This window comes from Burkholderia sp. LMU1-1-1.1, assembly GCF_040675865.1.
Lineage (GTDB): Bacteria > Pseudomonadota > Gammaproteobacteria > Burkholderiales > Burkholderiaceae_D > Rugamonas.
In genome coordinates, this window is the sequence record NZ_JBEGHG010000001.1 from 493,447 (window position 1) to 513,945 (window position 20,499).

A 20,499-nucleotide genomic window follows, 5' to 3' on the forward strand; every position below is an offset into this window, starting at 1 on the left:
AGACGGGAAACACAGTATTATGCCCGCATCGCCGGCGGGCTCCGTGCTAACCCGGTTTGCCGTCCACCCGCGCGTTAGCCAGGTACGGACGGTAGACCAGCGCATACAGGCCGAACGCGACCGCCCAACAGGCGGCGCTGGCCAGCAGCAGCGAGCCGCCCGCATTGTCCCAGCCCAGCGCCGACAGCACGCGCGACAGGGCGCTGAGCTGGATCAGCACGAACATGGCGCGCTCGGCCCGGCCCGCCTTGAGCGGACGTCCGGTGTGGCCCAAGGTCGTACGCGTCATCATGCCCAGGATCAGTCCCGCCATCGATCCAACGGCCAGCGCGTGGAATCCGGCACTGGCGCTCACCAACTTCCAGCTCGACAGCGCGAGCAGCACGAAGCCGACCGCGATCCACGCATACGACAGGTGCATGATCCACAACAGCGGCACCGACAGCGTGCGCAACGCCTGCCAGCGCCACAAGCGCAGCAGCACCAGCGCCGCCGCGGCCAGCGCCAGCGGCCCGAACAGCCAAGCCGGCGCGGCCGCCACCCACGCCAGGGCTGACGCCGTCAACAGGCCGAGCGACACACGGTCGAGCATCGGCTGCACCAGCGGCGTGGTGCCCGGCGCGCCGTTGCGCGTGAACATGGGGATGATGCGGGTTCCGATGGCCGTCTCCATGATGACGATCACCAGGATGGCGGCCTGTATCGGCGCCAACGGCGCCTGCGCTAGCCAGCCCAGGGTGATTGCGTGGAACACGCCGTTGGCCAGCGCCATCAGGCCCAGCAGGACGACCAGGAAGTAGTTGCGTTTGTTGCCGGACTGGCGCATCACGCGCCACAACGGCCAGGCGGCCAGCGGCAGGAACGTCCAGTCGACAATGGCGGCGGCCAGTGGCGGCGCCAGCAGCATCGCCACCCGGCCCAGCAACCACAGCATCACCAGCGCGGCCAGCTTGCCGCGCACAGGCGTCCACAGGCCGGTCCAGTTGAACGCCGCCGTGTAAAGAAATCCCACCACCACGGCGGCCGCCATGCCGAACACCATTTCGTGCATGTGCCAGGCGAAGCCGACATGCAGCAGGCTGGCGAGGCCACCCCGTATCCAGCCGAAATACTGCGCCATCCACAGCGGGATGGACAGCGCCGCGAACAGCGCCGCGCCCAGGTAGAAGGGGCGGAACCCCAGCCGCCACAAAGGGTGGCCGGTGTGCCAGGCGCCCGCTCGGGCCGCGGGTTCTTCGATATGCAGCAAGGTCATGATCGTCATTCCTTTAGAGTTCCGGCATATTGTCTGCGCGGTGTCAGTACCTGTGAAGACCAGCGCCCAATCGGCTTAACCTGCATCAAGGAAATCGAAAATACCGGCCGCGAGCGGCCCACAGGCATCGACCGCCGCGCCGCTTTCGCTTAGCCTGTAGGGGTTGATTCAGCCGATACACCAAACGAGGAAATGCGATGCACACCACAGTACTGAAAATTGACGCCATGGATGGCGAAGCCTGCGCCGACAAGGTCGCCCAAATTCTCAATGAAACAAACGGCGTGAGCGAAGTGAGCGTCTCGCTGCGCGACGGCATTGCGATCATGCGCGTCGACGAAACGCTGACGTCGCCGCACCTGCTCACGCGCGCCCTCGCGCTGGCCGGTTATCCGTCCTATCCGAACGACGGCGCGCCAGAGCCAAAAGCCAACGCCGGCGGTTGCTGCGGTGGCTGCTGCGGCGGTTGACCGCAGTCCAGGCGGCGGCGCATCAGCCGCCGCCCTGCATGCGGTGCTCGACGGCATACACCGCCGCCTGCACCCGGCTGCTGAGCTTGAGCTTTTTCAGCACGTTCTGGACATGGATCTTGACCGTGCTTTCCGCCAGTTCCAGATTGCGGGCGATGCTCTTGTTGCTCTCGCCGCGCGCCAGGCAATCGAGGATTTCGCGCTCGCGCGGCGTCAACTTGTCTAGCTCGGAGGCCACCGGCGCCGCCGCACCGCTTTGCAGCTGCGCCACCAGCTTGGCCGTCATCGCCTCGGCCACCACGGTCTCGCCGGCGGCGGCGCGGCGGATCGCACGCGTCAGGTAGTCGGTGTCGATGTTCTTGAGCAGATAGCCGCTGGCGCCGGCCTTGAGCGCCGTGCTCAGATCCTCGGCGTCCTCGGACACGGTCAGCATGACGATGGCGGTGTCGGGGCAATCCTGGCGCATCAGCTGCAGCGTTTCCACGCCCGACATGCCCGGCATGTTCAGGTCCAGCAGCACCACCTGCGGCTGTAGTTGCAGCGCGCGCTTGATGCCCTCGAAGCCGTCGGCGGCCTCGCCCACCACGTTGAACTCCGGATGGCGCTGCAGCAGCGAGCGTATGCCGCTGCGGAACAAGGTGTGGTCGTCGACCAGCAGCACGCTGATGGCGTTGGAATCCGGATTGGTTTGCATGGGTGTAGCCTCTCTTGAATGATTACGCCGCGCGCCGCTGGGCGCGGCCAAGGTGCACGCGCACGACGGTGCCGGCGCCGGGCGCGGACTCGACGTCCAGCCGGGCATCGATGCGTTGCGCGCGTTCGCGCATGATGGTGATGCCGACATGGGCGCCGCCCTTGGCGTCGAGTCCCTTGGGATCGAAGCCATGGCCGTCGTCGCCGATGCTCAGGTCGAAATCCTCGCCGTCTGTGAGCTTGATGCGCACCTGGCGCGCCGAAGCGTGCTTGCGCACGTTCGACAGCGCCTCCTGCACGATGAACAACAGTTGCAGCTGGTGCTCGCGCGGGAACGGCGCGCCGTCGCTGTCGGCGGCGAAATCGACGGCGATGCCGCTCTGCCGGCGGAACTTGTCGACCACCGTTTCCAGCGACGTCACCAGGTTGCCTTCCTGAAGACGGGTGCGGAAGTTGTGCAGCAGCTCGCGCACGTCCTGGTAGCTCTCCTCGACGCCGGCGCGCAGGGCCGGGACGATGCTCTCGATCTCGTCGACGCGGCCGACCTTGAGCGACTGTTCCAGCATCTGCACTTGCAGGTTCAGGAAGTTCAGGCCCTGGGCGATGCTGTCGTGCAGACCCTGCGCGACCAGATTGCGCTCCTCGGAAATGGCCAGTTCACGGTCGCGTCCCTGCAGGCGCTGGTTCTCGATGGCGGTGCCCAGCAGTTGGCCCAGCGTCTCCAGCAAGGCCGTCTGCGCCGCGGTGAACACGGTCGTCTTTCGGAAATGCAGGTTGAAGAAGCCCAGGTGCTGGCGCTGTGCGAAGATATGGAAGATCGAGATTGTGGCGAAGCCCTCGCGGTGGCACTGCAGGGTGTGGCCGCGATCCATGCGCCGCAGGTCATGGATCACCGCCAGCTTGCTGACCACGGCCTCGCCGCACAGGCATTCGCCCACCTTGAGGCAGCGCTCGGTCTCGACCAGTTTTTCGGAAATGCCGTGATGCACCAGCATGTGCAGGTTGCCCCGGTTCGGGTCGAGGATACGCACCGAACCGCCGTCGGCCTTGAAATAGTCGCTGATGCGCTTCAGGAAGCCTTCGCACATCGCCTCGGCCGATTGCGGCTGTTGCAGGAAGGCGGCGCTGTCGTACAACAGCGCAAGTTCGCGGTTCTGCTGCTCCAGTTCGGCGGTCTTGGTACGGACCCGCTCCTCGAGGTGGGCGTAGGAATCCTGGAGCTTGTCGGCCATCTGGTTGAAGCCGTTCGCCAGCGCGCCGAATTCGTCGCTGCTGTCGACCGGCAGGCGCACGCTGAAGTCCTGCTCGCGCATGCGCTCCAGGCCGCCCTGCAAGCGTGTCACCGGCGCCACGATCATGTCGAACAGCAGGTAGATGATGCTCACCGTACCCACCAGCGCCAACGCCAGCAGCAACAGTTGCGAGGCGCGCAGCCAGAATGTGCGTCCCTCGCTGTCGCGTTCGATGTGCTGGACCAACTGGTCGACACGGTGCACGAAGCGCTCGCCGAGCTGTTGTTGCAGCGCGCGCACCTCGGCCGGCGGCGTCGGATAGCGCGCCAACAAGGCGCCGGTGCGCGGGGCCAGCTCGGTGCGCCACTGTTGGCGCACCTCGGCGAACACGCCCCGGATGACGGCGGTCGGCGGCAGGAACAGCGGGCGCTGCGGGTCGCCGTGCTCGAGCAGCGCGAGCGTGGCGTCGATGCGCGTCATCTGCGCGCCAACCAGGCTGGCGGCGGTGGGGTCGGCGCGGCCGGCTGGCGTGTCCAGCTGGCCGGCCAGCATCGCCAGCCGGTAGCTGTCCATGCGCAGGCTGCCGGCGACGTTGATCGCGGCGGCGCTGCCCTCGAGCTGCCAGGAGAGCAACAGTGTCGAGCCGATCACCAGCAGCGCCACCGCCAGGAAACTCAGCAGCAAGCCGACGATGCGGGTCGACAGTTTTTGCCAACCGGCGAACAGCTGGGGCTTCAGCATGGCGGAGCACGCCGATAGGATGGGGCGGGATGCGGCATCGACGACTCCGTTAATCTAAGACAAGGGGCAAGTATAACCGGCGGCAGAGGCCGTCAGCCACCGGTTTGCGACATGAAGCGCACGATCTTCCCGGGCTGGCGGCCGAAGTCGTGCTCTTGCGGCTTGAGCTCGATGGCCTCGCGGATCGCCTGCTCCAGTTCGGCGTCGGTGGCGCCGCCGCGCAGCAGCGGCCGCAGCGGGAACTGCCGCTCCTGCCCGAGGCACAGGTACAAGGTGCCGTCGACCGACAGGCGGACCCGGTTGCAGGTGGCGCAGAAGTGCTGGGACAGCGGCGTGATGTAGCCGATGCTGGCGCTGCCGTCGGCCGTCGACCAGTAGCGCGCCGGTCCGCCGCCCAGCTCCAGCGCCTGCGGCCGCAGGCCGAACTTCTCGGCCAGCCGGGCCTGCACCGGCGCCAGGTTCAGGTAGGCCGTGTTCCGGCCGGTCTCGCCCATGGGCATGACCTCGATCAGGCGCAGCATGAAGCTTTGTTCTATACAAAAGGCGGCCATGGCGTCGATCTCGGCGTCGTTGACGCCGCGCATCGCGACCATGTTGATCTTGACGGGCGCCAGGCCGGCCGCCTTGGCCGCCTGCAGGCCTTCCAGTACGGCCGGCAGGCAATCGCGGCCGGTGATGCCGGCCATACAGTCGCGGTCCAGCGTGTCCAGGCTGACGTTGACGCGCGTAACGCCAGCCGCCTTCAACGCCGCCGCGTGGCGCGCCAGCCGGGTGCCGTTGGTCGACAGCGACAGGTCGCGCACGCCCGGCAAGGCCGACAGGCGCGCGGCCAACTGGGGAATATGGCGCCTGGTCAGCGGCTCGCCGCCGGTCAGGCGCACGCGCGAGGTGCCCAGGCGGGCGAAGGCGGCGACGACCCGTTCGATCTCGTCAAAGCTGAGCCAGTCCGGCGGGTCTTCGTAGCCTTTGAAATCCTTGGGCATGCAATACGTGCAGCGCAAGTCGCAGCGGTCGGTGACCGATACCCGCAGATAGTCGATCGATCGACCAAACCGGTCGCTTAACATCGTCGCTCTCCTGTTGTATGGTGTGAGGCCATTGTAGTGGCGGCAGCTGCGCTTGGCACTGGGCATGAGGGGCTAGGCGGGATAGTTCTTTGTGACTATCCCGCCTGTTATCACTGTACCAACGGCGAACTGGCGCCTTCCAGATCGATACCCTCGATGCCGGCCTTGCCTACCAGGATATGCATGTACTGGTGCAGCGCCCGCTGCCAAGCATGCCGCTGCAACTCGTCGCCGATCTGCGCCCGCACCGTCTCGTACGGGATCGGCTTGCCGTCGATGCGGCGCTGCGCCTGCACGATATGCAAGCCGAAGCGCGTCTCCAGCAGACGACCCGCCAGCTCGCCCTGCCGCAGACGGAACAACAACTCGTCGAACTCCGGCACGCATTGGCCGCGCGCCAGCTGCCCCAGGCTGCCGCCGACGGCGCCAGAAGGACAGTTCGAATACTGCCGCGCCAGCTCCTCGAAACGCTCCGGCCGCGCCTGCAGCTCGGCCAGGATCAGCTCGGCCGTCTGACGCAGCAGTTCCAGCGGCGCGGCCGGCGTCACCTGGAACAGGATGTGGCGCGCCTCGACCAGGTCGCCGCTACGGAAACGCTCCGGCCGGCTCTGGTAAAAGCGCAGGCAGGCCGCCTCATCCGCCTGCGGCACCGTCACCTCGCGCACGAACAGCGCCTCGATGCGGTCGTCGTCGCTGCCGCCTTCGATCCCCAGCCGGCGCGCCTCCTGCAACAGCACCTGGCGCAGCACCACTTCATGCACCGCCTCGCGCAGCGGGTTGTCCGCCCCCTTGTGATGGCCGATCTCCGCCTCGATGGCGCTGTCGTCGATGTCGATGCCGTTGACTGCGATACCCATATCGTTCTCCTTTAGCGCGAACGCACCAGTTGATAGGCGCGGCCCAGGTAGCCGAGCGCGCCGAAGCCGCTCCATACGTGCACCAGGCGGGTGAACGGGAAGATCACGAACAGCGACATGCCCATGAACAGGTGCAGCTTGAACACCAGCGGCGCGTCGACGATGAAGGCGGCGGCGTCGCCCCGGAAGGTGACGATGTGCTGCGCCCAGCTCATCAACAAGACCATCATGTGGCCGTCCATGTGGCCGGCCGAGGCGAAGATCGACGACAGCCCCAGCAACAAGGTCGCCAGCAGCCACAGCAGCACCAGCTTGTCCTTGAACGTGGTGCGGGCGCGCACGCGGTCATTGCTGAACCGGCGCGCCAGCAACATCAGCAGGCCGACCAGGCACAGCGTGCCCATCACGCCGCCGGCCACCATCGCCACCAGTTGCTTGGCGCCGTGGGTCACGCCCAAGGTGTCCCATACCCATACCGGCGTTAGCAGGCCGGCGGCGTGGCCGAAGAACAGACCCAGCACGCCGACGTGGAACAGCGGGCTGCCCAGCCGCAGCATGCCGGTGTTGAGCGTCTGGCTGGATTCGGACTTCCAGCTGTACTGCTCGCGGTCGAAGCGGATCAGGCTGCCCAGAAAGAAGATCGCCAGCGCGAGGTAGGGGTAGATTCCAAACAAAAATTGATGCAGATAGTTCATGGCGCTCTCCTTCAGTGACGCTGCGGCGCTACCGCCTTGGGATAGAAATTGACCGGATGGCCGCCGCCCGGCAGCGGCACGTGCGGCTTGAGCAGCGGTTCGATGCCGTCGGCGCCGGGGCCGAAGGTTTCCAGCGCCTCGTCCATGTCGCGTACCGGCGGCTCGGCCAGTTCCTCTGCCTGCACCGGCGTCAGCGTCTGCAACAGCTCGAACACGCAGGCGTACGGGCTGCCATTGGCGCGCAGCTTGCGGCCGATGTAGGCCAGCACGTGGATGGCGTCGCCCAGCAGGCGCTCGGTTTCGTCCTTGTCCTGCTGCGACAGGAACTCCAGGAACAACGGCACGTAGTCCGGCAGGTCATCGCCGACCATTTGCAGGCCGTGCTTGCTGTACTCGGCCAGCAGGTCTACCATGGCCTGGCCGCGGTCGCGCGATTCGCCGTGGATATGCTCGAACAAATGCAGCGAATGCGACGGGTTGCGGTCGAACGTCATCACGTATTGCTGTTGCAGGTCGATCAGCGTGGTGCAGCCCAGGTGGGCGAACAGCGGCGCCAGTTGGGCGTGCCACCGTGGCAGCGTTTCCCGCAGCAACAGGTTCAGCTGCGCCTGCTCGGCCAACAATTCAGGCTCCGGATACTGCAGTAATGCCGACAGCACCTGGTAACCGTGCGCGTGGAGTTGGATATCAGACATCGACGTTCTCCTTTTTCTTGCGTGATTTGGGCATCGACATGAAGATCTCCGAGCCATGCTTGCGCTTGCCGAACAGGCTGGCGTCGCTGACGCCGTCGGAGCAGCCGTTGCCGAAGCTGAAGCCGCAGCTGCCCTTCTCGTTGAAGCTGTCCTCGGCCATTTCCTTGTGGCTGCTAGGGATGACGAAGCGGTCCTCGTAGTTGGCGATGGCCATGATGTGGTACATGTCCTCGACCACCTCCGGCGTCAGGCCGACCTGTTTGATGACCTCGAGGTCCGGCACGCCGAGAACGCTCTTGCTGCGCATGTAGGCGCGCATGGCCAGCATGCGGTCGAGCGCGCTGATGATCGGCGGCTGGTCGCCGGCAGTCAAAAGGTTGGCCAGGTACTGCACCGGAATGCGCAGGCTGGCGGTGTCCGGCAGGATGCCGTTCTTGCCCATGCGGCCAGACTCGGCGGCGGCCTGGATCGGCGACAGCGGCGGGATGTACCACACCATCGGCAAGGTGCGGTATTCCGGATGCAGCGGGAACGCCACCTTCCATTCGACCGCCATCTTGTAGACCGGCGAACGCTTGGCCGATTCCAGCCAGGAGTCGGGAATGCCCTGGCGGCGCGCCTCCTCGATGATGGCCGGATCGTGCGGATCGAGGAACAGGCCCAGCTGCGACGGATACAGGTCGCGCGGATCGGCCACCGAGGCCGCCGCTTCGATCTTGTCGGCGTCGTACAGCAGAACGCCGAGGTAGCGGATGCGGCCCACGCAGGTTTCCGAGCACACGGTCGGCTGGCCCGCCTCGATGCGCGGATAGCAGAAGGTGCACTTCTCGGCCTTGCCGGACGACCAGTTATAGTAGATCTTCTTGTACGGGCAACCGGAGATGCACATGCGCCAGCCACGGCACTTGTCCTGGTCGATCAGCACGATGCCGTCGTCCTCGCGCTTGTACACCGAACCGGACGGGCAAGAAGCCACGCAGGTCGGGTTCAGGCAATGCTCGCACAGGCGCGGCAGGTACATCATGAAGGTGTTCTCGAAGGTGCCGTACATCTCCTTCTGCATGTTGTTGAACAGCGTGTCCTGGCTGCGCTGGGCGAACTCGCCGCCCAGGTCGTCCTCCCAATTCGGTCCCCACTCGATCTTGTCCATCTTCTTGCCGGTGATGACGGAGATCGGACGCGCGGTCGGCGGCGTCTCCGACAGCGGCGCGTTCTGCAGGCGCTCGTAGTCGTAGGTGAACGGCTCGTAATACTCGTCGATCTGCGGCAGGTTCGGGTTGGCGAAGATCTGCGCCAGGATCTTCAGCCGGCTGCCCTGGCGCGGTTCGATCTTGCCGGCGTCGGTGCGGCGCCAGCCGCCGTTCCACTTGTCCTGGTTTTCCCAGTGCTTCGGATAGCCGATGCCGGGCTTGGTCTCGACGTTGTTGAACCACGCGTACTCGACGCCGTCGCGGCTGGTCCAGACGTTTTTACACGTGACCGAGCAGGTGTGGCAGCCGATGCACTTGTCCAGGTTCAGCACCATGCCGATTTGCGCTCTGATTTTCATACCATGCTCCCTTGTTCTTCTTTCAGCGGGCCTTCCAGCCAGTCGATCTTGTTCATCTTGCGCACCAATACGAATTCATCGCGGTTCGAACCGACGGTGCCGTAGTAGTTGAAGCCCCACGACAGTTGCGCGTAGCCGCCGATCATGTGGGTCGGCTTGGTCACCGCCCGCGTGACCGAGTTGTGGATGCCGCCGCGCTTGCCCGACTGCTCAGAACCCGGCACGTTGATGATCTTTTCCTGTGCGTGGTACATCAGGGTCATCCCCTCCGGCACGCGCTGGCTGACGATGGCGCGGGCGGTCAGGGTGCCGTTGACGTTGAACACCTCGATCCAGTCGTTGTCGACGATGCCGGCCTCCCTGGCGTCGGTCTCCGACAGCCACACGTGCGGACCGCCACGGGACAGGGTCAACATGCGCAGGTTGTCCGAGTAGGTCGAGTGGATGCCCCATTTCTGGTGCGGCGTGATGAAGTTCAGCGCGATCTCCTTGTTCCCGTTCGGCACCGCGCCCAGCATCGCCGTCGTGGTCTTGGTGTTGATGGCCGGCTTGTACACGCACAGCCCCTCGCCAAAATCACGCATCCAGCGGTGATCCTGGTAAAACTGCTGGCGGCCGGTCAGAGTGCGCCACGGGATCAGTTCGTGCACGTTGGTGTAGCAGGCGTTGTAGCTGACCTCTTCCGACTCCAGCCCCGACCAGGTCGGCGAGGAGATGATCTTGCGCGGCTGCGCCTGCACGTCGCGGAAGCGGATCGTGTCGTGCTCGCGCGGCAGCGCCAGGTGCGTGTGGTCGCGGCCGGTGATCTTCGACAGCGCGTCCCAGGCCTTGACCGCCACGTGGCCGTTGGTTTCCGGCGCCAGCGACAGGATCATCTCGGCGGCGTCGATGGCCGTGTCCAGGCGCGGCTGGCCGTGCGCGACGCCCGGCGTCTGCACCGTGCGGTTGATGCCGCGCAGCACGTCGACCTCGTGGCCGGTCTTCCAGCCGATGCCCTTGCCGCCGTTGCCCAGCTTCTCGAGCAAGGGGCCGATCGAGGTGAACTTCTGGTAAATCTGGGTGTAGTCGCGCTCTACCACGGTGAAGTTCGGCATCGTCTTGCCGGGGATCGGCTCGCACTCGCCGGCGCGCCAGTCCTTCGGATCGAACGGTTGCCCCAGTTCGCCGGGGGTGTCGTGCATCAGCGGGGTCAGCACGAGATCCTGCTGGGTGCCGAGGTAGGCGCCGCCGATTTCCTCGAATTTCTTGGCGATGCCCTTGTAAATCTCCCAGTCCGACTTCGACTGCCACAGCGGCTGCACGGCCTCCGACAGCGGATGGATGAATGGGTGCATGTCGGACGTGTTCAGGTCGTCCTTTTCGTACCAGGTGGCGGTCGGCAGCACGATGTCGCCGTACAGGCAGGTGGTCGACATGCGGAAGTCCAGCACCACCAGCAGATCGAGCTTGCCTTCGGCGGCGGGACGCACCTTGACGTCGCGCGGCTTGATGCAGTTGTTCTCGTCGCTCATCAAGGCGTTCTGCGTGCCCAGCAGGTACTTCAGGAAGTACTCGTGGCCCTTGCCCGAGCTGCCCAGGATATTCGAGCGCCAGACGAACATATTGCGCGGGAAGTTGGCCGGATTGTCCGGGTCGTCGCAGGAGAACTCGAGCTGCTTGTTCTTGATCTGGTCGACCGCGTAGTCGATCGGGCTCACGCCGGCGGCGGCGGCCGCGCGGGTCACGTCCAGCGGATTGGTTTGCAGCTGCGGCGCCGACGGCAGCCAGCCCATGCGCTCGGCCTTGGCGTTGTAGTCCAACAAGGTCATCGGCGCGACGTCCGGACCGGCCGTTGGCGAGGCGATCTCCTCTGTGTGCAGCTTTTCGTGGCGCCACTGGCTAGTGTGGGCGTAGAAGAACGAGGTGCCGTTCATCTGGCGCATCGGACGGTTCCAGTCCTGGGCGAACGCCAGCGGGGTCCAGCCGGTTTGCGGACGCAGCTTTTCCTGGCCCACGTAGTGCGCCCAGCCGCCGCCCGACTGGCCGACGCAGCCGCACATCATCAGCATATTGATGATGCCGCGATAGGTCATGTCCATGTGATACCAGTGGTTCAGCGCGGCGCCGACGATGACCATGCTCTTGCCACGGGTCTGGTCGGCGTTCTCGGCGAACTGGCGCGCCACGGTGATTACATCCGCCGCCTTGACGCCAGTGTGCTTGACTTGCCAGGCCGGGGTGTACGGGACGTCGTCGTCGTAGCTGGTGGCGACGTTGCCGCCGCCCAGGCCACGATCGATGCCGTAGTTGGCCAGGGTCAGGTCGAACACGGTGGCGACCAGCACGCTGCTGCCGTCGGCCAAGGTCAGGCGCTTGGCCGGCACGTTACGCATCAGCATGTCGGTGGAGTCCTTGCCGCCGAAGTAAGGGAAGCCGACGGCCACCACCTCGTCGCTGTTGCCGAGCAGGGACAGTTGCGGATCGACGGGCGCATTGTTGCCGCCCTCCTTCATCTCAAGGTTCCACTTGCCGGCCTCGCCCCAGCGGAAGCCGATCGAACCGGCCGGCGCCACGATGCGGCCGCTGGCCTCGTCGATGACAAGGGTTTTCCAGTCGGGATTGTTGGTCTCGTCGAGGTTGTTGGCCAGGTGGGAGGCACGCAGGAAGTATTCGGGCGCCAGGATGCCGTTCTGCTCTTTCAGCAGCACCAGCATCGGAAAGTCGGTGTATTGCTTGGCGTACTCCTTGAAGTACTGCGACTGCTGCGCAGTGTGGTATTCGTTCAGGATCACGTGGCCCATGGCCATCGCCAGCGCGGCGTCGGTGCCCTGCTTCGGCGCCAGCCAGATGTCGCCGAACTTGGCCATCTCGCCGAAGTCGGACGACACGGCCACCGTCTTGGTGCCCTTGTAGCGCACTTCGGTGTAGAAGTGGGCGTCGGGGGTGCGCGTCATCGGCACGTTCGAGCCCCACACCATCAGGTAGGTCGAGTTGTACCAGTCGGCCGATTCAGGCACGTCGGTCTGTTCGCCCCACACCTGCGGGCTGGCCGGCGGCAAATCGCAGTACCAGTCGTAGAAACTCAGCGCCACGCCACCGATCAGCGACAGGTAGCGCGTACCGGCCGCGTAGCTGACCATCGACATCGCTGGGATCGGCGAAAAGCCGACGATGCGGTCCGGGCCGTGCTTTTTGATCGTCAGCGCGTTGGCGGCGGCGATCATCTCGTTGCTCTCATCCCAGGTGGCGCGCACGAAACCGCCCAGGCCGCGAATCGACTTGTAGCGGGCCGCGCGTTCGGGGTTCTGGCTGATGTAGTCCCAGGCGGTGACCGGGTCCATGGTCTTGCGCGCTTCGCGCCACATCTCCATCAGGCGGCCGCGCACCATCGGGTATTTGACGCGCTGGGCCGAATAGACGTACCAGGAATAGCTGGCGCCGCGCGGGCAGCCGCGAGGCTCGTGGTTGGGCAGGTCCGGGCGGGTGCGCGGGTAATCGGTTTGCTGGGTTTCCCAAGTGATCAGGCCGTTCTTCACGTAGACCTTCCAGCTGCACGAGCCGGTGCAGTTGACGCCGTGGGTGGAGCGCACGATTTTGTCGTGCTGCCAGCGTTGGCGGTAGGCGTTTTCCCAGGTACGGTCCTCGTGCACGACGGCGCCGTGGCCGTTGGAAAAGGTCGACGTGGTTTTATTGAAGAACTTCAGGCGATCCAGAAAGTGACTCATGCTGCCTCCTAACTTGCACCCGGCGATTGCCAGGTATGCGGTCGCATGCGACATGCACGGACTCGACTATGGGACACAGTCTACGGAGCGCAATACGTGGTGTGAATCGGCAAGAAGGTGGCTGCGCGGTGGGAGAAGGAGTAGACGGTCTAGGCAAAAGTGACTAGTAGGCGGAATGAAAAAGGCAACGGAGACACGTAGGGAGGATTAGGCGGCACGCCGTAATCGGCCATCTATGAGCCACCGACGGCGCCGGCCCGATCACGCGCCGCAATCCCCGCGCGCGCAGGCCCTCAACAACTGGGCATAACTAAACACCGCCGCCCCGTCCAACGCATACGCCAACGCGACCCCACCCTGCCCGCGCACATAACGCACATCGCGCGCGTCGACCCACTCCCCTTCACCGGTCAGCACATGCACCGCCCGCACCAGACCCGGCTGCTCCAACGCACCGAGCTGCGCGAACATCGATTGCAAACCGCAATACCGGAGCACCAGCCCGCTGTCATACCGGATCTGGGCCAGAACGGTGGTCTGCCCGGCCGACGGCAGCACCTGCGGCGCATCGCAGCGCGCTTCCGGCGGCGGCGCCGGCGAGCCCACCTCCCCCTTTCCATATCCCTGAAATACTGCCATTGTGGCCAGCGCCACCGCCGCCGCAACCACCCCGGCGGCGCGTCGACTCAATTGTCTCGATATCATGCTTCCTCTCATTCCCGCCACAGGCTGTGGCGCGCGAGCACATTGTCGGATGGCGCCACACCCACGATCCATGATGTGCATCAAGCATTTACCGCCGCTCCGCGCGCCAAACGAACTAGGCGAACTAGTCATTCATGGCGATAGGCCGCGACACGGCGCCCCTGTATAACGAAGGCTGAGGACCATCGGACCGGGCCGCCATGTCGCGCGCGCCCTCCCCAACCCACGAGGAACCCCATGAATATCGCCACTTTTGAAGAGTTACTGATCGCCGCCGCCGTGCAGTCCCAACCACAACGCCTGCTGATGACGTTCGCGGTCGCCGAGGCGGAGGAAGGCGCGGCCATGGGCCGCACGACGCTGGTGCCCGTGATGTGCGTCGACAAGCAAGTCGGCGAGCTCGACACCTTCGACAACCTGGCCGAGGAAGCCGGTCGCATGGGCCGGCCTTGGGATGTGGTGCTGGTGACCACGCTGTCCGGCCAGGGCGGCGTGCTGCCCGACCACAAGCAGACCGACGCGGCATTGAACAAGATGCTCGCGGCGATCCAGAATGGCCAGATGGACCGGCTGCTGGCGTTCGACCGCAGCGGCGACCTGCTGCGCCACGCGTAAGGCAGCCGCCATGGCCAAAATCTTTCCGCTGCATCCGGCCAAGCCGGAGTTGATTTGCTGGGGTTGCGACAAATATTGCGCCGCCGGCGACATGGTCTGCGGCAACGGCTCGGACCGCACGCAGCATCCGGTGGAGCTGTTCGGCGACGATTGGGATACGTTCGGGCTGAACGCCAAGGACAACCAAGCGGAGCCGAAAAAGCCCGATTCCTCGGAGTGACACGTAGGGTGGATTAGGCGGAACGCCGTAATCCGCCAATGCGTGAGCCATCGAAACGCATGCATGGCGGATTACGCTTCGCTAATCCGCCCTACGTGTCTCCATTGTTAAGCAGGCACCTCGTCCAGCGCGGGTCGCGCGGGCAGCGGGCAGACCAGCGGCAGGAACTGCTGTTGCCTGGCCGAGTACGCCATCAACGCCCCGCTCTCCAGGTCGAAGTACCAGCCATGCAGCTTGAGCTTGCCTTCGTCGACCCGCCGCTTGAGCCAGGGATACGTCAGCAAGTTATCCAGCGACAGCAGGATGCTGGCCAGCTCGCACGCGCGGTGCTGCTCGGCGCTGTCGCGGTGGCCCAGGTCGCGCCGCACGCGCGCGGCCACCGGCTCGGCGATGCGCATCCATTGCCCGACGAAGTCCGTTTCACGCTCGGCTTTTCGCGGCGCCATCAGCGCGCGGATGCCCCCGCAGCGGGCGTGGCCCAACACGATCACGCGCTCCACCTCCAGGTCGCAGACGGCGAATTCGATCGCCGAACTGACCCCGGCAGATGCCGTCGGCGTGCACGGCGGCACCAGGTTGGCGATGTTGCGCACGACGAACATATCGCCCGGGTCGCTGCCGGTCATGAGCACAGGATCGACCCGCGAGTCGCAGCAGCCGATCAGCAACGTGCCGGGCCGTTGTCCAGCGCGCAGGTTGTCATACAGGGATTGGCTGTCGTTGAAATAGTGCTGTTGAAAACGGCTAAAACCGCTGATGAATTTTTCGATGTCCTGCATGATGTTCCTTCAACCGGCGCAGCGGCGCAGCGCGCTGGCGTCGGCAATGTTGATCTTGCGCCCTTTGACGGCGATCAGCTGTTGCGCGGAAAGCTCGGTCAGGATGCGGGAAAAATGCTCGGGCGTGAGGTTCAGCCGCGATGCCAGCACGGCCTTGGTCACCGGCAGGGTCAGTTCGACCGGTCCCTCCTCGGCCAGCTCCTTGAGCAGGTAGCCGACCACCCGCTGCGTGCCCGAGCGCAGCGAGTACGATTCCATGTCGCACATCAGGCTGTGCATGCGCTGGCTCAGGCCGGCCAGCATCTTGCAGGCGAATTCCGGGTCGTTGTGGACCTCGCGGTAGATCGCCGCCTTCGACACATGCAGCAGCAGCGTGTCCTCGGTGGCCTGGGCCGAGACGATGTACGGACTGCCCATGAACATCAGCGCCTGCCCGAAGCTGTGGCCCGGGCCGATCAGCTCGATCACCTTCTCGCCGCCGGACACCGACGTGAACGACAGCTTGACCTGGCCGTACAGGACTTGGTGGAAGCCGAGGCACGGCTCGCCGCGCTGGAACACGATCTCGCCGCGCTCGACATGCCGCTCGGTGGTGCCGAGGGCGATTCTGTCCAGCTCCTCCGGTCCCATCGAATTAAACAGCGGCATCCGCGCGAGGAAGGTCTGTACCTTGATGTGTTTCTTGTCCATGCCACTACCTCATATGGTTCGCGAATAACGCGCCAGCGCCGGCCCTTCCGGCAATGGCGCGTGCAGATAACTGTCGAACGCCATGCAGATATTGCGAATCAGCAGGCGACCGCGCATCTTCACCTTCAAGCCCTTGCTGCCGATGCACAGCAGGCCCTCGTCCTCCAGCGGCTTGAGGCGTTCGATCTCGGCGGCGAAGTAGACGCGCGCGTCGGCGCCGCCGGGGATCGACAACCGCGCGTAATCCAGTTCGAAATCGCACATCAGCTGGCCGATCACCGCGCGCCGCAACAGGTCGTCCCCGCTCAGGCCGATGCCGCGCGCGATCGGCAGCTCGCCCCGGTCGAGCCGCTCGTAGTAGGCCGACAGGGTCTTTTCGTTCTGGCTGTAGCTGGCGCCGACCGCGCTGATGGCCGACACGCCCAGCGCCACCATCGGCGCGTCCGCGTGCGTGGAGTAGCCCTGGAAGTTGCGCTGCAAGCCGCCCTCGCGCTGGCTGCGCGCCAGATCGTCCTCGGGCAGCGCGAAGTGGTCCATGCCGATGTAGACGTAGCCGGCGGCCGTCAGGCGTTCGATGCACAGGCCGAGCATGGCCAGCTTGGTCTCGGCGTCGGGCAGCTCTTCCTCGACGATCAGGCGCTGCGCCTTGAACAGACGCGGCATGTGCGCGTAGTTGTAAACGGCGACGCGGTCGGGCCGCGCGGCGACGATCTTGTCGAGCGTCGGGCCGAAGCTGGCCACGCTTTGCCGTGGCAGGCCGTAAATCAGATCGACGCTGATCGAACGGAAGCCGCAGGCGCGGGCCGCTTCCAGCACGGCGATGGTCTCTTCGTACGATTGCACGCGGTTGACGGCGCGCTGCACGGCCGGATCGAAATCCTGGATGCCCAGGCTGATGCGGTTGAAGCCCTGGCGGCGCAAGGTGGCGATGCGCTCCGGCGTGACCGTGCGCGGATCGACCTCGATCGAGAACTCGCCCTCGGCATCGGCGGCGAAGTCGAAGTGCGAACGCAAGGTTGCCAGCAGCCCGTCCATCTGCCCGTCCGTCAGATAGGTCGGCGTGCCGCCGCCGAAGTGCAACTGGTCGACCCGCTTGTGTCCTGCCAGCAGCGCGCCCTGCATAGCGATCTCCCGGTAAAGATAGTCGAGGTATTCGACCGCCTTGGTATGGTCCTGCGTGATGATCTTGTTGCAGCCGCAGTAGTAGCACAGCGACGCGCAGAACGGGATGTGCACATACAGCGACAACGACGACCGGTTGCCCGCCGCGTCCAGGCTGGCGACGGCGTCCCGGTATTGTCCTGGGCCGAAGCCGCCGCTGAAACGGTCGGCGGTCGGATACGAGGTGTAGCGCGGTCCGGTCTGGTTGAGCTTGCGCACCTGCGCGGCGTCGAATTCCACCGACGGGGTCAACGGAATCACCCTGGCGGCTGGCTTGGTGCCTGGTTTGGCGTCGGCTGGCATGGTCGGGCTCCCCTTAGCAAGGCATGTCCGCGTTCTTGCGGGCGTAGCACCACCAGGTGATGGCGATGCAGCTGACGTAGAACGCGATGAAGCCCCACAGCGCCGCGTCCGGCCCGCCGGTCATGGCGATCGAGGTGCCATAGCTCTTCGGAATGAAGAAGGCGCCGTAGGCGGCCACGGCCGAGGTGAAGCCCAGCACGGCGGCGCCCTCCTTGTTGGCGGCGACGATGGCTTGCTGTTGCGCGGCGGCGGGCTGGCCGGCGGCGGCCCGTTGCCGCTCGGTCAGGAAGATGATCGGGATCATGCGGAAGGTCGAGGCGTTGCCGACGCCGGTGCCGGCGAACAGCAGCATGAACATCCAGAAGAAGCCGTTGAAGTTGCCGCCCGTGCCGCCCTGCGGCAGGAAGGTGATCACGCCGTAGACGGCGGCGATCATGGCGGCGAAGGTCCAGACGGTGACGCGGGCGCCCCCCAGCTTGTCGGAGATGATGCCGCCGATGACGCGCGCCAGCGCGCCGACCAGCGGGCCGAGGAAGGCGTATTGCAGCGGATTGACATCCGGGAACTGGGTCTTGATCAGCAGCGGGAAGCCGGCCGAGTAGCCGATGAACGAGCCGAAGGTGCCGGTGTAGAGCCAGCACATGAGCCAGTTATGCTTGCGCTTGAAGATCACCGCCTGGTCGGCGAACGAGGCCTTCGCCGAGGCCAGGTCGTTCATGCCGAACCATGCGAACAGGCTGCTGACGACGATGAACGGCACCCAGATGAAGCCGGCGTTCTGCAGCCACATGGTGGTGGTGACGCCGGCCTTGACCGCCGTTTGCGCCTCGCCGCCGATGGCGCCGAAGACGCCGGCGGTGATGACCAGCGGCACGACGAACTGCACCGCCGACACGCCCAGATTGCCCAGGCCGGCGTTCATGCCGAGCGCGTAGCCTTTTTGGGCCTTCGGATAGAAAAAGCTGATGTTGGCCATCGACGAGGCGAAGTTGCCGCCGCCGAAGCCGCACAGCAGCGCCAGGATCAGCATGGTCGGGTAGCCGGTGGTGACGTCCTGCACCGCGAAGCCGATGCCGATGGCCGGGATCAGTAGCGAGGCGGTGGAGATGGTGGTCCATTTGCGGCCGCCGAAGATCGGCACCATGAAGGAGTAGAAGATGCGCAAGGTGGCGCCGGACAGGCCGGGCAAGGCCGTCAGCCAGAATAGCTGGTTGGTGCTGTACTGGAAGCCGATGGCCGGCAGGTTGACCACCACTACGCTCCAGACCATCCATACGGCAAAGGCCAGCGCCAGCGCGGGGATCGAGATCCACAAGTTGCGGTTGGCGGTGCTGCTGCCGCCGCTGGTCCAGAACTTGGCGCTTTCGGGCTCCCAGGTGTTGATCATGTATTTGCTCATTTTGTTCTCCTTGAAATCGTTATTCCGTTATGCATGGGCCGTCGGCGGCTCGTGGCGGATTACGGCGTGCCGCCTCTTAAGGCCTACCGGCCAGGTAGGCCGCCTCTTCGATGGGCCCCCGGGGCGGATTGGCGGGCCTCGCCCGCTAATCCGCCCTACCTGGTTGTGTGGTTAGGCGGCGGCTGTGGCCGCAATTGGCGTGGCGGCTGCTGGCTGCGGACGGAACGAGTAGTGCATCCAGACCAGCGAGACGCACACGGTGCCGTAGAGCAGCATGAAGGCGCTGGAGCGCACGCCGGTCATGTCGAGCAGCGCGCCGAACATGATCGGCAGCACGAAGCCACCGAGGCCGCCGGCCAGGCCGACCACGCCCGAGACGGCGCCGATGTTGTCGCTGAAGTCGTCGGCGATGAACTTGAAGACCGAGGCTTTGCCGACCGCCATCGCGGTGCCGACCACAAACAGCAGCGCGGTGAAGATCCATGGCGACAACGCCAGGTTCATGTGCAGGTCGCCCTGCGTGGTCTTGACGATCATCGCGGTGGGCGGATACGACAGCAGGAAGAAGCAAACCCAGCACACCCACATCACCCACCAGGTGACCTTGTAGGCGCCGTAGCGGTCCGAGATCCAGCCGCCCAAGGCGCGCAGCACGCCGCCCGGCAGCGAGAAGCAGGCCGCCAGCAGGGCCGCCAGGCCGAGGTCGAAGCCGTATTCGCCGACGTAGTATTTGGTCATCCACAAGGCCAGCCCGACGTAGCCGCCGAACACCACCGAGTAGTACTGGCAATAGCGCCATACGCGGCGGTCCCTGAGCACCTTGATCTGCTCGGAAAACGGCACGCTGGCGCCGCTCTGGTGCGACGGATCGGTGGCCGAGAACATCCAGAACAGCAGCGCCGTGACCAGCATGGCGATGGCATACACGGTCGGCAGCGTTTGCCAGCCCCAGGCGGCGATGATGGCCGGCGCGACGAACTTGGTCAGCGCCGAGCCGGAGTTGCCGGCGCCGAAGATGCCCATCGCCAGCCCGCGCCGCTCGCGCGGGAACCAGCGCGCCACGTAGGGCGTGCCGACCGAGAACGAGCCGCCGGCCAGGCCGATGAACAGCCCCAGCACGAGGAACTGCCAGTACTCGGTGGCCATGCCGATCAGGTAGATCGCCGGCACGGTGGCCAGCATCAGCAGGAAGAAGACGATGCGCCCGCCGAACTTGTCGCACCAGATGCCCAGCGGCACCCGCACCAGCGAGCCGCTCAGCACCGGCATCGCGGCCAGCAGGCCGAACTCGGTTTCGTTCAGCCCGAGCATCTTTTTAATGGGAATGCCGAGCACGGCGAACATCATCCAGATCGCGAAGCAGATCGTGAACGACACCGTGCTGCTGGCCAGCACCTGGATTGCCTTATTGTTATTTGACACCTTGATTCTCCTGATACACGTAGGGATGGCATCAGGTTACGTGGCACCGCCCGGGCCGCCAATCGGCAGGACGGCTATGCGCGCCAAGGCAAGCAGACTAGCCGGCTACGCCGAAATGACTAGATCGAATGGGCGGGATTGACGAGGCCGCCATTTGTTCATAACCTGGATCAAGTAAAACATTCATAAGATATACATGTTTATGCGCGACGCCTAGAATTGCGGCGTGTCCATCCGTCACACCACC

At 65.2% G+C, this 20,499-nt stretch carries 18 protein-coding genes; 3 read left to right on the top strand and 15 right to left on the bottom strand.

What is annotated here, in order from left to right:
- Positions 1–46 precede the first annotated feature (46 nt).
- Positions 47–1,255 carry an NnrS family protein gene (locus MRBLMU1_RS01960; protein ID WP_363496191.1) on the bottom strand — a complete coding sequence of 403 codons (1,209 nt, stop codon included), beginning with the start codon at positions 1,253–1,255 and terminating at the stop codon, positions 47–49.
- A 197-nt stretch (positions 1,256–1,452) separates the two neighbouring features.
- On the opposite strand from MRBLMU1_RS01960, the gene MRBLMU1_RS01965 reads away from it, so the two are divergent.
- A complete protein-coding gene (locus MRBLMU1_RS01965; RefSeq protein WP_363496194.1) occupies positions 1,453–1,725 on the top strand; it encodes a heavy-metal-associated domain-containing protein in 273 nt (90 codons plus the stop codon).
- A 22-nt stretch (positions 1,726–1,747) separates the two neighbouring features.
- Here MRBLMU1_RS01965 and MRBLMU1_RS01970 read toward each other — a convergent pair whose 3' ends face one another.
- The 9 genes from MRBLMU1_RS01970 to MRBLMU1_RS02010 all read right to left on the bottom strand — a co-directional run bounded on the left by MRBLMU1_RS01970 (position 1,748) and on the right by MRBLMU1_RS02010 (position 13,597).
- Positions 1,748–2,419, bottom strand: coding sequence for a response regulator (locus MRBLMU1_RS01970; RefSeq protein WP_363496197.1), 672 nt, complete (start codon positions 2,417–2,419; stop codon positions 1,748–1,750).
- Between the two features lie 22 nt (positions 2,420–2,441).
- Positions 2,442–4,391, bottom strand: a complete 1,950-nt coding sequence (locus tag MRBLMU1_RS01975) for a type IV pili methyl-accepting chemotaxis transducer N-terminal domain-containing protein (RefSeq protein WP_363496200.1) — start codon at positions 4,389–4,391, stop codon at positions 2,442–2,444.
- 92 nt (positions 4,392–4,483) lie between these two features.
- A complete protein-coding gene (gene moaA / locus MRBLMU1_RS01980) occupies positions 4,484–5,458 on the bottom strand; it encodes a GTP 3',8-cyclase MoaA (RefSeq protein WP_363496203.1) in 975 nt (324 codons plus the stop codon).
- A gap of 110 nt (positions 5,459–5,568) precedes the next feature.
- Positions 5,569–6,315, bottom strand: coding sequence for a peptidylprolyl isomerase (locus MRBLMU1_RS01985; protein ID WP_363496206.1), 747 nt, complete (start codon positions 6,313–6,315; stop codon positions 5,569–5,571).
- An 11-nt stretch (positions 6,316–6,326) separates the two neighbouring features.
- Complete coding sequence (gene narI / locus MRBLMU1_RS01990) at positions 6,327–7,010, bottom strand: respiratory nitrate reductase subunit gamma (protein ID WP_363496209.1); 684 nt, start codon at positions 7,008–7,010, stop codon at positions 6,327–6,329.
- Between the two features lie 11 nt (positions 7,011–7,021).
- Entirely contained in the window at positions 7,022–7,705 is a 684-nt protein-coding gene (gene narJ / locus MRBLMU1_RS01995) for a nitrate reductase molybdenum cofactor assembly chaperone (protein WP_363496212.1), read from the bottom strand.
- The gene (gene narH / locus MRBLMU1_RS02000; protein ID WP_363496215.1) at positions 7,698–9,254 is read right to left on the bottom strand and encodes a nitrate reductase subunit beta; all 1,557 of its coding nucleotides are present in this window, start codon (positions 9,252–9,254) and stop codon (positions 7,698–7,700) included. The genes narJ and narH overlap by 8 nt, the downstream gene beginning before the upstream one ends.
- On the bottom strand, positions 9,251–12,958 hold the full coding sequence (locus MRBLMU1_RS02005; protein ID WP_363496218.1) for a nitrate reductase subunit alpha: 3,708 nt from the start codon (positions 12,956–12,958) through the stop codon (positions 9,251–9,253). Before MRBLMU1_RS02005 ends, narH begins: the two co-directional genes overlap by 4 nt.
- A gap of 261 nt (positions 12,959–13,219) precedes the next feature.
- Positions 13,220–13,597: a hypothetical protein gene (locus tag MRBLMU1_RS02010; RefSeq protein WP_363496221.1), complete on the bottom strand. Its 378-nt coding sequence runs from the start codon at positions 13,595–13,597 to the stop codon at positions 13,220–13,222.
- A 303-nt stretch (positions 13,598–13,900) separates the two neighbouring features.
- Between MRBLMU1_RS02010 and MRBLMU1_RS02015 the strand changes: the two genes are divergently transcribed.
- Complete coding sequence (locus tag MRBLMU1_RS02015; protein WP_363496224.1) at positions 13,901–14,278, top strand: hypothetical protein; 378 nt, start codon at positions 13,901–13,903, stop codon at positions 14,276–14,278.
- Positions 14,279–14,288: 10 nt separating this feature from the next.
- Positions 14,289–14,498 (top strand): DUF3079 domain-containing protein, encoded by a 210-nt coding sequence (locus tag MRBLMU1_RS02020; RefSeq protein WP_363496227.1) that lies wholly within the window; start codon positions 14,289–14,291, stop codon positions 14,496–14,498.
- A 107-nt stretch (positions 14,499–14,605) separates the two neighbouring features.
- Here MRBLMU1_RS02020 and MRBLMU1_RS02025 read toward each other — a convergent pair whose 3' ends face one another.
- The 5 genes from MRBLMU1_RS02025 to MRBLMU1_RS02045 all read right to left on the bottom strand — a co-directional run bounded on the left by MRBLMU1_RS02025 (position 14,606) and on the right by MRBLMU1_RS02045 (position 20,252).
- Positions 14,606–15,277 (bottom strand): carbonic anhydrase, encoded by a 672-nt coding sequence (locus tag MRBLMU1_RS02025; protein WP_363496230.1) that lies wholly within the window; start codon positions 15,275–15,277, stop codon positions 14,606–14,608.
- A 9-nt stretch (positions 15,278–15,286) separates the two neighbouring features.
- Positions 15,287–15,967 carry a Crp/Fnr family transcriptional regulator gene (locus MRBLMU1_RS02030; protein ID WP_363496233.1) on the bottom strand — a complete coding sequence of 227 codons (681 nt, stop codon included), beginning with the start codon at positions 15,965–15,967 and terminating at the stop codon, positions 15,287–15,289.
- A 9-nt stretch (positions 15,968–15,976) separates the two neighbouring features.
- Positions 15,977–17,431: an oxygen-independent coproporphyrinogen III oxidase gene (hemN, locus tag MRBLMU1_RS02035; RefSeq protein ID WP_363496235.1), complete on the bottom strand. Its 1,455-nt coding sequence runs from the start codon at positions 17,429–17,431 to the stop codon at positions 15,977–15,979.
- A 13-nt stretch (positions 17,432–17,444) separates the two neighbouring features.
- Positions 17,445–18,830 (bottom strand): NarK family nitrate/nitrite MFS transporter, encoded by a 1,386-nt coding sequence (locus MRBLMU1_RS02040; protein WP_363496238.1) that lies wholly within the window; start codon positions 18,828–18,830, stop codon positions 17,445–17,447.
- Positions 18,831–19,001: 171 nt separating this feature from the next.
- Entirely contained in the window at positions 19,002–20,252 is a 1,251-nt protein-coding gene (locus tag MRBLMU1_RS02045) for an MFS transporter (RefSeq protein WP_363496241.1), read from the bottom strand.
- Between the last annotated feature and the right edge of the window lie 247 nt (positions 20,253–20,499).

Coding starts and splice junctions, on each gene's coding strand:
- MRBLMU1_RS01965 (WP_363496194.1), top strand. CDS start 1,453: ATGCACACCACAGTACTGAAAATTGACGCCATGGATGGCGAAGCCTGC.
- MRBLMU1_RS01960 (WP_363496191.1), bottom strand. CDS start 1,255: ATGACCTTGCTGCATATCGAAGAACCCGCGGCCCGAGCGGGCGCCTGG.
- MRBLMU1_RS02020 (WP_363496227.1), top strand. CDS start 14,289: ATGGCCAAAATCTTTCCGCTGCATCCGGCCAAGCCGGAGTTGATTTGC.
- narH (WP_363496215.1), bottom strand. CDS start 9,254: ATGAAAATCAGAGCGCAAATCGGCATGGTGCTGAACCTGGACAAGTGC.
- MRBLMU1_RS02025 (WP_363496230.1), bottom strand. CDS start 15,277: ATGCAGGACATCGAAAAATTCATCAGCGGTTTTAGCCGTTTTCAACAG.
- MRBLMU1_RS01975 (WP_363496200.1), bottom strand. CDS start 4,391: ATGCTGAAGCCCCAGCTGTTCGCCGGTTGGCAAAAACTGTCGACCCGC.
- MRBLMU1_RS02015 (WP_363496224.1), top strand. CDS start 13,901: ATGAATATCGCCACTTTTGAAGAGTTACTGATCGCCGCCGCCGTGCAG.
- moaA (WP_363496203.1), bottom strand. CDS start 5,458: ATGTTAAGCGACCGGTTTGGTCGATCGATCGACTATCTGCGGGTATCG.
- MRBLMU1_RS01970 (WP_363496197.1), bottom strand. CDS start 2,419: ATGCAAACCAATCCGGATTCCAACGCCATCAGCGTGCTGCTGGTCGAC.
- narI (WP_363496209.1), bottom strand. CDS start 7,010: ATGAACTATCTGCATCAATTTTTGTTTGGAATCTACCCCTACCTCGCG.
- MRBLMU1_RS02040 (WP_363496238.1), bottom strand. CDS start 18,830: ATGAGCAAATACATGATCAACACCTGGGAGCCCGAAAGCGCCAAGTTC.
- MRBLMU1_RS02030 (WP_363496233.1), bottom strand. CDS start 15,967: ATGGACAAGAAACACATCAAGGTACAGACCTTCCTCGCGCGGATGCCG.
- hemN (WP_363496235.1), bottom strand. CDS start 17,431: ATGCCAGCCGACGCCAAACCAGGCACCAAGCCAGCCGCCAGGGTGATT.
- MRBLMU1_RS01985 (WP_363496206.1), bottom strand. CDS start 6,315: ATGGGTATCGCAGTCAACGGCATCGACATCGACGACAGCGCCATCGAG.
- MRBLMU1_RS02010 (WP_363496221.1), bottom strand. CDS start 13,597: ATGGCAGTATTTCAGGGATATGGAAAGGGGGAGGTGGGCTCGCCGGCG.
- MRBLMU1_RS02005 (WP_363496218.1), bottom strand. CDS start 12,958: ATGAGTCACTTTCTGGATCGCCTGAAGTTCTTCAATAAAACCACGTCG.
- narJ (WP_363496212.1), bottom strand. CDS start 7,705: ATGTCTGATATCCAACTCCACGCGCACGGTTACCAGGTGCTGTCGGCA.